Below are 14,169 nucleotides of genomic sequence, written 5' to 3' on the forward strand. Positions count from 1 at the left end.
TCACGACGTCTGCCGGCCCGGGCGCTCGAGCCGGGCACGGTGGGCGATGGCCAGCAGGTACACCGCGAACGCCAGTGTGGTCACCCAGAAACCGATCGGGTACGGCGAGAAGAACGCGATCGTCTCCCCGGCCCAGGTCACCAGGAGGGCGAGCCCGACCGAGAGGACGACCGCGGCAGCCGGCCTGGCGGAGAGCCGGGCCGCCGCCGCGGCCGGGGCCACCAGCAGCGCGAAGACGAGCAGGCTGCCGGTGACCTGGCTGCAGCCGGCCGTGACGATGCCGAGCAGCACCAGGAACGCGACGTCCAGCAGGCGCACGGGGATCCCGCGGGCACGCGCGACATCGGGGTCGATCGTGGCGAACAGGAGGGGGCGGCCGAGCGCGACGAGCACGACCAGGCACCCGACGCCCGCGACGAGCAGGATGAGCACCTGCGCGTCGGAGACGCCGGTGATGGTGCCGAACAGCAGGTTGTTCAGCCCGGACAGGAAACCCTTGTAGAGGCTGACGAACAGGAACCCCGACGCCAGCGCGAGGGCCTGCACCGTGCCGATGCCGGCGGACTCCTCGCCGGAGCCGCCCAGCCCGGAGCCCGCCCGCCGGGCCCCCGGGAGCAGGGCGATGACCAGCGCTCCGGCGATGCAGAACCCGAAGTAGCCGACCGCCACCCCGATCCCCAGCCACGTGGCACCCGCGGCGCCCGGGAACCCGATCGTGGCCAGCGTGTGCCCGGCGAAGCTCTGCCCGCGCAGCACCATGACGTAGCCGATCGCACCGGCGACGACGGCGACGATCGTGCCGGCGCGCAGGGCGTTGAGCATGAAGTGGTAGCTGAGCATCTGCTGGACGTCGGCGACCAGGTTCCAGGTCATGGCACCGACCTGCTGGGCTCGGGCGGGTGGTCGGGCCGGCCGACCACCACCAGCCGGCCCTCGCGGTCGCGCAGCACGTCGATCGGCGTGCCGTAGAGCATGGTCAGGGTGTCGGCCGTGATGACGTCCTCCGGCCGACCCATCACCACGCCGCTGCGCGCGAGGTAGATGACGTGGTCGAGGTAGCGCAGGATCGGGTTGACGTCGTGGGCGACCATGAGCACCGCCACCCCCTCGCTGCGGCAGACCGACTGGATCAGCGCGCTGACCGACGCCTGGGTCGTGACGTCGAGGGAGTCGAGCGGCTCGTCGAGCAGCAGCAGCTCGGGCCGGCGGACGAGGGCCTGGGCGATGAGGAGCCGTTGCTGCTCGCCGCCCGAGCACTGGCCGATCGGGCGCCCGGCGTAGGCACCGGCGCCGACGAGCTCGATCACCTCGTCGACGCGCTGCCGCGTCGCGCGGGCGCGCCGTCCCGACAGCGGGCGGGGCAGCGGGACTCCCCAGCGGTCGCCGTCCCAGCCCAGCCGGACGATGTCGGTGCCCCGGATCCGTACACCGGCGTCGAACGCCCGGCGCTGGGGCAGGTAGCCGATCGCGGCGTTGCGGCGTCCGGGCCGGGAGCCCAGCACGGTGACCTCTCCCGAGCTGACCGGAACCAGTCCGAGCAGCGTCTTGATCAGCGTGGACTTACCCGCCCCGTTCGGGCCGAGGACCGCCACGAACTCACCTGCTCGGACCTGCAGGTTCACCTCCGACCAGAGGGTGCGCCCGCCCACGGCGGAACCAGCCCGGCGCAGCGACACCACGTCCGGCGCCGCGGTGACCGCTCTCAGGACCGGGGCCGCGGCGACCTTGCCCGACGGCGGCCGGATCATGTGCGGGCGCTCTGGGCCAGTGCGGTCTGCAGGGACCGGAGCTGCGCCGACTGCCAGTCCTCGAAGCTCGCGTTCGCCGGCGTGAGGGTCTCGGTCACCTGGACGACCGGGATGCCGGCCTTCCTGGCCTCGTCGACCTGCGCGGCGACGTCGGGCGTGGAGTTCTGGGTGTTGTAGACGTACACGTTGATCTGCTTGCGGGTGATCTGGTCGTCGATGGTCGACTTGTCGGCGGCTGACGGGTCGGTGCCGTCGTTGATGTCGTCGAGGAACGCCGCCGGAGTGATCAGGTCGAGGCCCAGCCCCTCCGCGAGCGGGGTCACGATGCTCTCGCTGGCGCCGATCCGGGTGCCGGAGTACGTCGTCCGGATGTCGTTGATCAGCTGGTGGTACGTCGCCAGGCCGCTGGTCTCGAACGTCTGCCGCTGCGTGTCGTAGTAGGCGCTGTCGGCGGGGTCGAGCCGCTTCAGGTCCGCGGTGATGGCGTCGGCGACCTTCTCCACGTCGGGAGGGGAGTACCAGCGGTGGGGGTTGCCGCCGTCGGGGATGCCGACGACCTGCCCGACGTCGAGGTCGACCCGGTCGGGGTCCGGGTTCGCCGCCACGGACTGCTGAGCCCACGGGTCGTACCCGATGCCGTTCTCCACGAACAGCTTCGAGCCGGCGATGACCCGGCTGTCGGCCGGCGTCGGCTCGTAGTCGTGCGGATCGGTGTTCGGGTTGCTGATCAGCGACGTCTCCTTCACGTGGCTGCCGCCGAGCTGCTGCAGGATCGAGCCCCACGTGTTGATGCTCGCGGCCACCGGGATCACCTGGCCGCCACCGCCCGCGGACGTCGTCGCCCCTGCCGGGTCGGAGGCCGTGAGGGAGGAGGCGCACCCCGCGAGGCCAGCAGCGAGAGCGGCCGCAGCGAGGGGGACGACCAGGGAACGACGTGACGACATGCAGGCTCCAGCCGATCGGGACTCGGATTGACGGCCCGGCTCCCCTGTGGGCCGGGCGACATCGGCCACCCAACGCGAGCTGAAAATGATTGTCAATTGCAACAGTGGCGGCGTTTGCGGCATAGGGCGACAGGCCGGGATGTTCCGGGCGCCCCTGAACGCCGGGCCGGAGCGCGTGGGGACGGTGCCGCCGACGTCCTGGCCTCAGTGGTTCCGGCTGCTGGGCCGACCGTCGGCGAGGCTCCGTGCCGAATGTGCCCCGGTCGGCGTTGCCGGCGTCAGCGTGCGCGCCGCGTGCCGGCCGTCTTCGCGATGCCGGGCCACAGCACGTCGACGACCGCCTCCGGGATCTCCTCCGTGCTCTCCCCGCGGTAGAAGGCGGCGTGGTAGCTGCCGAAGCACAGGGTGGCGATGGTGTGGATGTCGATGTCGTCGCGCACGGCGCCGCGTTCCTGAAGCTGCGAGAGCACGTTCTCGACGAGGGCGACGCGCGGTTCGACCGCGTGCTTGCGGACGATCTCGAGCAGTTCCGGGGTGCGGATCGCCTCGCCGGCGAAGTTGCCCATCAGCACCATGGCGTCCGGGTTGAAGTACGCGGGGTTCAGCCGACGGACGGTCTCGACGAGGGCTTCCCGTGGCTCCAGCCGGGTCAGGTCGGCCGTGAACAGGGCGTGTTCCTTGCGGAAGCCGTAGTCCAGCGCGTCGACGACCAGGTCGAACTTGGTGCTCCACCGCCGGTAGAGCGTGGGGCGGCTGACCTTCGCGTCGGCCGCGATGTCGCCGATGGTCATGCGCGAGTAGCCGTCGCGGACGAGGCGGTCGCGGGTGGCCAGGATGATCGCCTCGTCGAGTGCTGCGTCGCGCGGCCGGCCTCCGGGACGCGGACCGTCGGCGTCGGTGTCGATGTGCTCGTTCGACGCTGCGCGTGCTCGGACCATGAACCCACCTCGTTGCCGGTGACGACCGCCCGGATCCTACCCGATTCGTTACAAGGAGTGGTCGTTACGGTACGAGTTGCAGCTATGCCGCGTAACGTATCTAGGCCGTATCCACCAGCCAGCGCCGCAACAGCTCCTTGCGCACCTTGCCGTTGCCGTTGCGCGGCAACGCGTCGACGTACTCCACCCGGCTCGGCAGGTACCACTCGGTCATGCCCTGGTCGGCGAGGTAGGTGCGCAGCTCGTCCAGGGTGACCGGCGGCTCGGTGGCCGGGACGACCACGGCGCACGCCAGCTCCCCACCGTGGCTCTCCGGGTAGCCGACGAGGGCGACGTCCTCGACGCCGGGGTTCTTGAGCAGCTCGGACTCCACGTCGCCGACCGGGATCATGAACACCCCGCCGATCCGGTCACCGGCGCGGCCCATCAGCCGGATCCCGCCGCGCCCGTCCGGCACGGCGAGGTCGCCGGTGTCGTACCAGCCGTCGTCGTGCTCGGCGGTGACGGTCAGCTCCCCGGAGTCCCGGCCCACCGTGGCCAGGCACACGCCGCTGCCGCGGACGAACAGCCTGCCGGGCCGGTCCTTCGTGATCTCGGTGACAGACCGCAGGTCCAGCTCCATCCCCATGACGGGGCGGCCGTCGCTGTGTGCGGCCCAGTCCGGCGGGTCATCGCTGCGAGTCACTGTGCCGGTGCCGATCTCGGTCATCCCCCACCCGCTCAGCAGGCGCGCCCCCAGCACACCCGACACCTGCGGTACGAGCTGCTTCGGGATGGTCGTGCCGACGCAGCGCACCGTCCGGAGAGCGGGCAGGCAGGCGGGGTTGCCGCCGGTGGCCGCGATCAGGTCGTGGACGAAGCTCGGCCCGGCCACGAGATCGGTGGTGCCGCTGCCGGCCAGCACCCGCAAGCCCAGCCCGCCCGACCAGTCGTCGAGCAGGACCATGGACGCGCCGGCCAGCAGGACGGCCAGTGCGTTGTCCTGCCCCACGATGTGCATCAGCGCATGAGGGGTGAAACGCACACTGTCGCGCCCGAAGTCGTGCACGTCGCCGACGCTGACCGCCGACGCGTACATCGTGTTCTGGGTGTGCAGCGCACCTTTCGGCTCACCCGAGGTGCCGGATGTGAAGAGAACCAGGGCGACGCAGTCCGGGTCCTCCCACGCGTCGTCGAGCGCCACGGGGTGACAGCCCTCCCACGGCGTCTCCTCGAAGAACGACCGGAAGTCGATCTCTCCGTCAGCCGGCTCGCCGATCACCACCCGGTGCCGCAGCTGCGGTAGCCGGTGCGCGATCTCACCCAACGCGGCGGCGTGGCCGAACCCGGCCCACTCGTCCACCGTGACGCAGACGCTCGCGCCGAGCAGGCGCAGCATCCGCTCCAGCTCGCGTGGGCGGATCGTGGTCATGATCGGCGCCGCCACCGCCTCCAGCCGCGTGGCGGCCAGCAGTAACGCCTGCGCCTGCCACCAGTTCGGCAGCTGGCACGCCACCACGTCCCCCGGCCGCACGCCGAGCTCGTACAGCGCACCCGCGAACCGCTCGACATGACCGGCGTACTCGGCATAGCTGAGCCGGACCGACCCCCCATCGGCCCGGTAAGCCATGATCGCCGGCGCGCCCGGAGTCGCGTCCCGCCAGCGGCACAAGTCGGATATCGGGCCCGAGTCCCGCCAGAACCCGGCGCCGCGGAATCTTCGCGCCGCAAGGTCGGGCGGTCGAATCGAATCGATACGCAAGTCCGGAGCTCCTCTCAGATCGCTACGAGCCGGTCGGCGGCGACGGCGAAGCCCTCGCGCAGCGGCACCTCCGGCGGCGCCGGGAGGCGGGGGTAGGCGCAGTGGCACGGCGGCTGCGACCAGTGCGGTGACCACGGCCACCGTCCGACGTCGTCGTCACCAGTTCTGCTGCCGAGCCGGTCGCCGGCGGGCACGCCGACGGCGAGTGCCCACGTCGGCGACCTTTACAGAGACGAAGTGTAACGTATCCTGGTGTCGGCAACCGGCGACATCAGGAGGGCTGAGCCCATGGACAGCATGATGGCGCTGCGGGCGCACACGCGGGGTGGTCCCGAGGTCCTGGCGTACGAATCTGCGCCACGGCCGACCGTGGGGGAGGGCGAGGTGCTGGTCGCGGTCCACGCGGCGGGGATCACGTTCGACGAGCTGGCCTGGCCCGAGACGTGGGTCTCCGAGGGTGTGGAGCGGACTCCGGTCATCCCGTCCCACGAGTTCTCCGGGGTCGTGGCCGAGGTCGGCGACGGTGTCGCGGGGTTGTCGGTCGGTGACGAGGTGTACGGGTTGGTTCCGTTCGACCGGGATGGCGCCGCGGCGGAGTACGTCAGCGTGCCGGCTACGAGTGTGGGCGCCCGGCCGCGCACGGTGTCGCACGTCGTCGCGGCTGCTGCCGTGCTCCCGGCGCTGACCGCATGGCAGGCCCTCGTCGACCAGGCGGCACTACAACCGGGCCGGCGGGTGCTGGTGCACGGAGGCGCGGGCGGTGTCGGCGCCTTCGTCATCCAGCTGGCGGTCGCGCTGGGGGCGAGTGTCGCGTGCACGGTGCATGCCGCCGACGTGGAGTACGTCCTCGCCCTGGGCGCCGAGCATGTGATCAACACCGACGAGGAGTCGCTCGATGCGGAGACGGGTGTCTTCGACGTCGTGATCGACGCCGTCGGCCGGGAGACGCCGGAAGCCCTGTTCGCGGCGCTTCGCCGCGGCGGGCGCCTGATCACCCTTCAGGAGCCTCCCTCGCAGGAGTTGGCCGACGAGTACGGCGTCACGGCCCTGTTCTTCATCGTGACCGCGGAGCGGGACGGCCTGGCACGGGTGGCCGACATGATCGACGCCGGCGCGCTGAAGGTCGGCGTCGCAGCGACGTTCCCGCTGGCCGACGGCCGGGCCGCCTACGAGAGCGGCGCCTTCCGGAGGTCCCGCCCGGGCAAGACCGTTCTGGTCGTCCGGGACTGACCGGGAAGCGAGTTCGTGATCTCGACGACGGCTCGCCGACGACAACTGACAGAGGAGATCAGATGTCCATTCCTACCGCCATGAGCCAGGAAGATCTGCTGGAAGTCGTGCCGCCGTTCATCGCGCCGGGTTCCGCCGCGATGGTCCGACTCCTCGAGCTGCCGCCGGGGGATCCTGGCCTCGCTCCACACCGGCATTCCGGCCCCGTTTTCGGCTACATGCTCGAGGGGGAGATGCTGTTCGAGCTCGAAGGCCAGGCGCCCTATCCGATCAAGGCCGGAGAGGCCTTCTGGGAACCGGGCGGCGATGTCATCCACTACACGGTCGCAAACCTGCTCGCGGACCGGACGAGCCGCTTCGTCGTGGTCATGCTGTGTGCACCCGGGGTCGAGATGATCACGATGGTGTCCGACGAGGAGCTCGCGACCAAGGCGCAGCAACGGATTCCTGCACCGCCGCCGTACTCGTCGAATCCTCGCCATTCCGCGTGATCGACCGCCCGCTCGCTGCGCGCCACCGCGATCGGCCGGCGCGTGCGGAGGTGGCGGTGGCTTCCGACGACCACATGAAAGGCTGACCATGTTTCCTGAGACTCCCGCCGCCGCGGCCGCGCTGTCCGTGGCCGCCCGTTTCCACTCACCCGCGTTGCTCAACCATTCCGTCCGCTCCTACCTCTGGGCGAGGATGTACGGCACGGCACACGGGATCGCCGTCGACGACGAGCTGCTCTACGTCTCGGCGCTGCTGCACGACATCGGGCTGACAGAGGCGTTCGACAACAACATGCTTCCCTTCGAGATCGCAGGAGGGAACCTGGCCTGGACGTTCGGTGTGGCGGCAGGCTGGCCCGCGGAGCGGGCCTCCCGCGCCGCGGAGATCATCGTGACGCACATGCGCGACGACGTGTCCGCCACCGCCGACCCCGAGTCCCACCTGCTGCAGGTCGCCACCAGCTGGGAGGTCGTCGGACGCCGCCCGGAGGAGTTCCCGCCGGACGCGAGGGCGGAGGTGCTTGCCCGCTATCCCTGGCTGGGTTTCGGCACGGAGATACTGGCGAGCTTCGAGGACCAGGCGGGGCGCAAGCCGGACAGCGCCTGCGCGGTATCGGTCGGCAAGAGGGACATGGCCGGGCGAGTCGCCGCCAACCCCCTCGACGGCCACCGTCCCGCTTGAGGCTGCGACCGACTCGTCCGGGACCGAGGCGGTGCGCGCGAATGTCGCAACCGGCGGGTGTGGCACTCATCGATCTGTCGTGTCCGGGTCGCCCGCAGTCAGGCTGATCCGGAAGTTTGACAATGATCCTTGGCTCGGCAATCTTAGCTGTGTCAATGAAATGCCAGGCACGGTCGAATCGACAGCACGAGGAGGAGCGCGTGGTGGGTTTTGACTATTCGATGAACAATAGCGAAGCTACGTTCGACAACAGCGTGATGACGGAGTTCCTGGAGCGCGTCGTCACAGACGGTGGTGCTGCGGTCGCGGGGCTCACCACGGCGCTCGGTGACCGGCTCGGCCTGTACGTGGCCATGGCCGGTGCCGGGCCTCTGACATCGGGGCAACTGGCGGAGCGCACCGGCCTGAACGAACGCTACGTGCGGGAATGGCTCGCCGCCCAGGTGGCCGGAGAGTACGTGCGGTACGACGCCGAGGGCGACGCCTACCTGCTGCCGGACGAGCACGCCGCCGTACTGGCCGACCCGGACTCACCCACCTACGCCGTCGGGACCTTCCGGATTCTCGGAGCCTTCTACGACAAGGAGGATGCCCTGGCCGAGGCCTTCCGCACCGGCGAGGGTGTGGGTTGGCAGGACTACAGCCGGGGGTTGTTCGAGGGAACCGCCACATTGTTTCGCCCGGGCTATGTCGCGGCATTGGTGTCGGAATGGCTCCCGGCGCTGGACGGCGTCGTCGAGAAACTGGAGCGCGGGGCGTCGGTCGCGGACGTCGGGTGCGGTTTCGGCCATTCCACCCTGCTCATGGCCCGGGCGTTTCCGCAGTCCCGCTTCCGCGGGTACGACTTCCACGGCCCGTCCATCGAGACGGCGCGCCGGTTGGCCTCCGAGCAGGGACTGGACGACCGGGTGAGCTTCGACGTCGCCACAGCTCAGGACTTCCCGGGTGAGAAGTACGACCTGATCACGTTCTTCGACTGCCTGCACGATCTCGGCGATCCCGGCGGAGCGTTGCGCCGGGCCGAGCAGACACTGGCCGAGGACGGCACCTGCATGGTCGTCGAACCGAACATGTCGGGAGAGGTTCTCGAGAACATCAACCCACTCGGGCGGGCCTTCACGGCGTCGTCGGTCATCGTGTGCCTTCCGGCGGCGCTGGCGCAGAAGGGCCCGCACGCGCTGGGGAACCACCCGGGCGAGGAGACGGAGCGCGCTATCGCCGAGGAGGCCGGGCTCCGCGACTGGAGGCTCGCCGTGGAGGGGCCGACGAACCGCGTCTACGCCCTCAAGCGCTGATGCCGGGCGGAGGCGATGGGGGCCGGGACCGTCGAGCAGCGCCGATCGCCACGTACAGCCTCACCGCGCTCGACTGCCCGGACCCGCTCGCGCTCGCCGGGTTCTACAGCCGGATCACCGGATGGCCGATCGCGCCGCAGAAGTACGCCGACTGGGCTCAGCTGGACGCGGGAGGCGCCGGCGCCACGCTCGCGTTCCAGAGGATCGTGGAGGGCGAGTACCGCCCGCCGGAGTGGCCCGGCCAGGATCACCCGCAGCGCGCGCATGTCGACTTCGACGTCCCCGACCTCGACGCCGCAGAGCGCGCCGTGCTGGAGATCGGCGCCCGGAAGCACGACGTGCAGCCGATGCCGGACTCGTTCCGCGTGTTCCTGGACCCGGTCGGCCATCCGTTCTGCCTGATCAGGGCCTGACGACGCGGCATGGTCGGCCGGTCGGGCGCGGTCAAGGCCGGCAGAGCACCTCGCCGTTCACGATGGCGAACCAGCCGTCGGGGTGGGCGGCCCACTCGCGCCATGCCGCGGAGATGCCGGCGAGCTCGTCGGCATCGGCGTGCCCTCCGTCGAGGGCCTGCTGGGTGATCGCCGTGCTGAGGATGCGGTCCGCCCACAGCCCGCCCCACCAGTCCCGCTGCTCGGGTGTGGCGTAGCACCAGACGGACGCGCTCGGCGTGACGGAGGACGCTCCGGCGGCATGTGCCCAGGACAGGAGGTGGCGGGCGGCGTCGGGCTCGGCGCCGTTGCCGGTGGCGATGGCGCGGTAGATCTCCAGCCAGCGGTCGAGTCTGGGGTCGGCGGGATACCAGGTCATTGCCGCGTAGTCGGCGTCGCGCGCCGCGACCACCCCATCAGGACGGCAGACGCGCAGCATCTCCCGCAGCGCTGCGACGGGGTCGCCCAGATGCTGGAGCACCTGGTGGGCGTGCACGACGTCGAACGAGTCGGCGGCGGCGTCGAGGGCGTAGACGTCGCCGACGGCGAAGGTGACGTTGCCGGTGCCGGCCTTCGCGGCCAGCGCGCGGGCGCCGTCCAGCGGACCGGCCGAGCTGTCGATCCCGAGCACGGGGGCGGGGGCGACCCGCTCGGCGATGTCGACGGTGATGGTGCCGGGGCCGCAGCCGACGTCGAGGACGTCGGTGCCGGGGCGCAGGTATGCGGCCAGGTAGGCGGCGGAGTTGTCGACGGTGCGGACGAGGTGCGAGCGCAGGACGCTCTCGGCATGCCCGTGGGTATAGGTCTCTCGGTCGGCGTGCATGACCTCGATGCTCGTCCCCGCTGTCCACATGGTGCAACGAGGATCCTGAATAGTGGGAAACTCAGGTGGCTTCGCCGGCCTCCCACTGCCGGGCCGGTAGATGCACCAGCATCAGCGCGAACGCGGCGAGGATCGTGTTCTGCAGGGCCGGCTGCAGGCCGTTCCACTGCGTGGACTGCCACATCGCGAACCACTCGCCGCCGATCACGATGAAACCGCCCGCGAACAGTGCGATGAGCATCAGGAGGCCGACCGTGGTGGATCGGCGCACCCGGTCGAAGCCGCTCGTGCCGCGGAACGCCGGCAGCCACTGCGCGACGGCGCCGACCAGGACGACCGTGGTGAGCCCTTCCCAGGCGATCACGCCGATGTAGACCGCTTCCTGCAGCGCCGGGTTCGTGATCGCCCGGTAGGCCAGGGCCGGGTCATGGAACGTGGTGTCCATGGCGAGAACGTGCCGGACGAACTCGAGGTTCGTGCCGAAATCAGTGACATTGCCGAAGAAGACGAGCAACGTGTACAGGGCCAGTACGAACGTCATCAGGGCGGCAGCCGCGGGGAGGGTGCCGAGCGCCCCCCACCGAAAGCGACGAGCAGAACGAGACGAAACGCCACTCAACAGAATGCCCCCTGATTGCATGGAAGTCGGCGAGTCCTTGTCGGGTTCAGCCCGCCCCTGCCTGGTTCGGGTGAACAGTGCGGGTGTCGCCACCCGCGCCATCGATCCGAATGGACCGTATCGACGCTCCATCTGTCATGGAGATATTGTGGGGGCGGGTGGGGTTTCGTCAAGTCTGCGCACAGCCTCAGGAAATGCGCGGCGGGTCTCGAGCGGCAGGAATCGGTCAGCCGGCGGAGCAACTCGGGAAGGGTCCGATGAGGTTCGCACTGTTCTCACTGATAAAGAATTCCCCGGAAGCGGTCTCAGGCGCAGAACGGACCGCTCACCGACGGTTTCGGCAGGTGATCGACGAGGCCGTATTCGCTGAGCAACTCGGCTTCGATGCGTACGGCGTGGGGGAACGACACAGCGAGCCGTATCTCTCGACCGCACCGCCGGTGGTGCTCGCCGCAGTCGCCGAGCACACCCGCCGGATGAGGTTGCTCAGCACGGTCACCGTGATCAGCCTGCTCGACCCGGTACGGGTGGCTGAGGACTACGCCACACTCGACCAGCTCAGCGGTGGCCGTCTGGAGCTCATGATCGGCAAGGGCAACGACGCGCGGGACTACCCGATGTTCGGCTTGGACGCCGACCGCAGATGGGAATACCAGGAGGAGAAGTTCGTGCTGCTGCGTCGGTTGCTGCACGAATCCGACGTGACCTGGTCGGGGAAGTTCCGGCCGCCGCTGCACGGGGTGACCGTCCTTCCCCGGCCCTTCCGCCCGTCGACCCCGATCTGGCACGGCAGCAGCTCGAGCCCGGAGTCCACCGAGCTGGCCGCTCGCTTCGGCGACCCGTTGTTCACCGCCAACCTCTTCCACCCGAAGAAGCGCTATGCCGACCTGGTCGACCACTACCGCGAGCGCTGGGTGGCGTACGGGCGGGATCCGGCCGACGCGCTGGTGGGTTCCGGGGCGGATGGCCTTTTCGTGGCGCCGACGTCGCAGGCTGCCGTCGACGGGTACCGACCCTACTTCGACGCGAGGGCTCGGTCCGCACTCCACCAGCGGCACGGATCGCCATACCGCACGGTCGAGGAGATCATCGACGGCGGCTCGGCGCTGGTAGGAAGCCCGCAACAGGTGATCGACAAGATCGCCGATTATCATGCCTCATTCCGACACGAGGTGCTGGCGCTGTCCGTCGACGCGTTGAACGCCACCGATTCGCGCGCCGTGCTCGAGTTGTTCGCCGCCGAGGTGATGCCTGTGGTGCGGCGTGAGCTGCCCTCGACCGTGTGGGACGACAAGCTCGGTTCGCCGTGCACGTAAGGCCTGAGACTGCCGCCGTCCAGGGAACGGGCGGGAGCGAGGGGGAGAATGTCTTCCGAGCGTTCTGAGCATGACTACGTGGTGGTAGGCGCGGGCTCGGCGGGAAGTGTGATCATCCGCAGGCTGCTCGACCACGGGCATACCGTGCATGTTCTCGAATCCGGTCCGGACGCCGGCTGTGAGCTGGGGGATTCCCCGGGGAAGTGGCCGGAGCTCTTCGGCGGACGCCTCGACTGGGCGGTGACGACCGTCCCACAGAAGCATGGTGCTGACACCGCAGCGTTGTGCGCGACACGAGAAACGCCCCCTGAGCCGGCGCGAGCCGGCTCAGGGGGCGTCCGCAGACTTTCTCAGTCGAGGTAGTCCCGCAGCACCTGCGACCGCGACGGGTGCCGCAGCTTCGACATCGTCTTCGACTCGATCTGCCGGATCCGCTCGCGCGTGACCCCGTAGACCTGCCCGATCTCGTCGAGCGTGCGGGGCTGGCCGTCGGTGAGGCCGAACCGCAGCCGCACGACACCCGCCTCGCGCTCCGACAGCGTGGCGAGCACGGACTGGAGCTGGTCCTGCAGCAGCGTGAAGCTCACCGCGTCGACCGCGACGACCGCCTCGGAGTCCTCGATGAAGTCACCGAGCTGGCTGTCGCCCTCGTCACCGATGGTCTGGTCGAGGGAAATGGGCTCCCGGGCGTACTGCTGGATCTCCAGCACCTTCTCCGGGGTGATGTCCATTTCCTTCGCGAGCTCCTCCGGGGTGGGCTCACGGCCCAGGTCCTGGAGCAGCTCGCGCTGGATGCGACCGAGCTTGTTGATGACCTCCACCATGTGCACCGGGATACGAATGGTGCGGGCCTGGTCGGCCATGGCCCTGGTGATGGCCTGGCGGATCCACCACGTGGCATAGGTGGAGAACTTGTAGCCCTTGGTGTAGTCGAACTTCTCGACCGCGCGGATCAGACCGAGGTTGCCTTCCTGGATGAGGTCCAGGAAGGCCATGCCGCGGCCGGTGTAGCGCTTTGCCAGGGACACCACGAGCCGGAGGTTGGCCTCCAGCAGGTGGTTCTTCGCACGCTCGCCATCACGGACGATCCAGCGTAGATCACGGCGGAGCTGGGGGGAGACCTTCTCGCCGGCGTCGATCGACCGGCGCATCCGCTCGGCGGCGTAGAGGCCGGCCTCGATGCGCTTGGCGAGCTCGACCTCCTCCTCCGCGTTGAGCAGCGCGACCTTGCCGATCTGCTTCAGGTAGGCGCGGACCGAGTCGGCGGAGGCGGTGAGCTCGGCGTCCTTGCGGGCCTGCCGCAGTGCCTCCGACTCCTCCTCGTCCCACACGAAGTCGCCGGACTTCTGAGGCGTGGAGGAGCGCTCCCGCTGGGCCGGGCTGCGACGGTTGGCGCCGGTGTTGGCGACCTCGTCATCGTCCTCGTCGTCGTCGTCCTCGTCGACGGCGACCTCCGTGCCCTCGGGCACGTCGGTGACGAGATCGGCGTCGAGCTCGACGTCCACCTCCTCGAGGTCGGTCGGCTCGCCATCGAGCTCGACGTCGGCGCCGTCGAGTTCGGTGGGCTCGCCATCGCCCGCAGGGGCGCCCGCTTTACGGGTCGAACCCCCGTTCTTCTTCGCCGGCGCACCCGTACGGGACCGCGGCGACTTCGTCGCGGTCTTGGCGGACGCGCCCGTCCGTGAACGGGCACGTGCGGGTGCGGGACTCGTCGTCGATTCGACGGTCGAGTCGATGCGGGTTGCGGAGTCTGCGGCTGCCACTAGGCCCTCTCGCTACGGTGCGCTCTGCGGTGCGCCGGGACGCGTATGAGATCCGGCTGCAGGTCGAGATGTTGTCGGATACCGCGCTGGATCGCCGTCCTGGAGCTCTCTGGAGGCCATCCCGCATCGGGGTACCGCGTCATTGTAA

General features: G+C 69.8%; 16 protein-coding genes. 7 read left to right on the forward strand and 9 right to left on the reverse strand.

The window, feature by feature from the left end:
• From ACQPZA_RS12605 to ACQPZA_RS12630, 6 genes are all read right to left on the reverse strand, one after another.
• Positions 1-873, reverse strand: a complete 873-nt coding sequence (locus ACQPZA_RS12605; RefSeq protein ID WP_433280720.1) for a metal ABC transporter permease — start codon at positions 871-873, stop codon at positions 1-3.
• Positions 870-1,748 carry a metal ABC transporter ATP-binding protein gene (locus ACQPZA_RS12610; RefSeq protein ID WP_433280722.1) on the reverse strand — a complete coding sequence of 293 codons (879 nt, stop codon included), beginning with the start codon at positions 1,746-1,748 and terminating at the stop codon, positions 870-872. The genes ACQPZA_RS12605 and ACQPZA_RS12610 overlap by 4 nt, the downstream gene beginning before the upstream one ends.
• A complete protein-coding gene (locus ACQPZA_RS12615; protein WP_433280725.1) occupies positions 1,745-2,692 on the reverse strand; it encodes a metal ABC transporter solute-binding protein, Zn/Mn family in 948 nt (315 codons plus the stop codon). The genes ACQPZA_RS12610 and ACQPZA_RS12615 overlap by 4 nt, the downstream gene beginning before the upstream one ends.
• 278 nt (positions 2,693-2,970) lie before the next feature.
• Positions 2,971-3,630: a TetR/AcrR family transcriptional regulator gene (locus ACQPZA_RS12620; protein ID WP_433280726.1), complete on the reverse strand. Its 660-nt coding sequence runs from the start codon at positions 3,628-3,630 to the stop codon at positions 2,971-2,973.
• Positions 3,631-3,730: 100 nt separating this feature from the next.
• Complete coding sequence (locus ACQPZA_RS12625; protein WP_433280728.1) at positions 3,731-5,371, reverse strand: AMP-binding protein; 1,641 nt, start codon at positions 5,369-5,371, stop codon at positions 3,731-3,733.
• 14 nt (positions 5,372-5,385) lie between these two features.
• Positions 5,386-5,565, reverse strand: coding sequence for a hypothetical protein (locus ACQPZA_RS12630; protein WP_433280730.1), 180 nt, complete (start codon positions 5,563-5,565; stop codon positions 5,386-5,388).
• 94 nt (positions 5,566-5,659) lie between these two features.
• On the opposite strand from ACQPZA_RS12630, the gene ACQPZA_RS12635 reads away from it, so the two are divergent.
• The 5 genes from ACQPZA_RS12635 (at position 5,660) to ACQPZA_RS12655 (ending at position 9,482) form a co-directional block, all read left to right on the forward strand.
• Positions 5,660-6,601 carry an NADP-dependent oxidoreductase gene (locus ACQPZA_RS12635; protein ID WP_433280732.1) on the forward strand — a complete coding sequence of 314 codons (942 nt, stop codon included), beginning with the start codon at positions 5,660-5,662 and terminating at the stop codon, positions 6,599-6,601.
• Between the two features lie 62 nt (positions 6,602-6,663).
• Positions 6,664-7,092: a cupin domain-containing protein gene (locus tag ACQPZA_RS12640; protein ID WP_433280734.1), complete on the forward strand. Its 429-nt coding sequence runs from the start codon at positions 6,664-6,666 to the stop codon at positions 7,090-7,092.
• 88 nt (positions 7,093-7,180) lie between these two features.
• Complete coding sequence (locus tag ACQPZA_RS12645) at positions 7,181-7,774, forward strand: HD domain-containing protein (RefSeq protein WP_433280736.1); 594 nt, start codon at positions 7,181-7,183, stop codon at positions 7,772-7,774.
• Between the two features lie 203 nt (positions 7,775-7,977).
• Complete coding sequence (locus tag ACQPZA_RS12650) at positions 7,978-9,069, forward strand: class I SAM-dependent methyltransferase (RefSeq protein ID WP_433280737.1); 1,092 nt, start codon at positions 7,978-7,980, stop codon at positions 9,067-9,069.
• Positions 9,069-9,482, forward strand: a complete 414-nt coding sequence (locus tag ACQPZA_RS12655) for a VOC family protein (protein ID WP_169396911.1) — start codon at positions 9,069-9,071, stop codon at positions 9,480-9,482. Before ACQPZA_RS12650 ends, ACQPZA_RS12655 begins: the two co-directional genes overlap by 1 nt.
• A 31-nt stretch (positions 9,483-9,513) precedes the next feature.
• Here the strand turns inward: ACQPZA_RS12655 and ACQPZA_RS12660 are convergent, their stop codons facing one another.
• Together ACQPZA_RS12660 and ACQPZA_RS12665 are read right to left on the reverse strand one after the other, a co-directional pair.
• Complete coding sequence (locus ACQPZA_RS12660; RefSeq protein ID WP_169396910.1) at positions 9,514-10,323, reverse strand: class I SAM-dependent methyltransferase; 810 nt, start codon at positions 10,321-10,323, stop codon at positions 9,514-9,516.
• 61 nt (positions 10,324-10,384) lie between these two features.
• A complete protein-coding gene (locus ACQPZA_RS12665; protein ID WP_433280740.1) occupies positions 10,385-11,044 on the reverse strand; it encodes a DUF2165 domain-containing protein in 660 nt (219 codons plus the stop codon).
• An 8-nt stretch (positions 11,045-11,052) separates the two neighbouring features.
• Between ACQPZA_RS12665 and ACQPZA_RS12670 the strand changes: the two genes are divergently transcribed.
• Together ACQPZA_RS12670 and ACQPZA_RS12675 are read left to right on the forward strand one after the other, a co-directional pair.
• Complete coding sequence (locus tag ACQPZA_RS12670; RefSeq protein ID WP_433280742.1) at positions 11,053-12,258, forward strand: LLM class flavin-dependent oxidoreductase; 1,206 nt, start codon at positions 11,053-11,055, stop codon at positions 12,256-12,258.
• A gap of 48 nt (positions 12,259-12,306) precedes the next feature.
• Positions 12,307-12,621 (forward strand): NAD(P)-binding protein, encoded by a 315-nt coding sequence (locus ACQPZA_RS12675; RefSeq protein WP_433280744.1) that lies wholly within the window; start codon positions 12,307-12,309, stop codon positions 12,619-12,621.
• On the opposite strand, the gene ACQPZA_RS12680 is transcribed toward ACQPZA_RS12675, so the two are convergent.
• Complete coding sequence (locus tag ACQPZA_RS12680) at positions 12,609-14,021, reverse strand: RNA polymerase sigma factor (protein ID WP_169396908.1); 1,413 nt, start codon at positions 14,019-14,021, stop codon at positions 12,609-12,611. The two genes, ACQPZA_RS12675 and ACQPZA_RS12680, sit on opposite strands and share 13 nt — an antisense overlap.
• Positions 14,022-14,169: the final 148 nt, after the last annotated feature.

Source organism: Pseudonocardia xinjiangensis (assembly GCF_050948425.1).
GTDB classification, from domain to species: Bacteria; Actinomycetota; Actinomycetes; order Mycobacteriales; family Pseudonocardiaceae; genus Pseudonocardia; species Pseudonocardia xinjiangensis.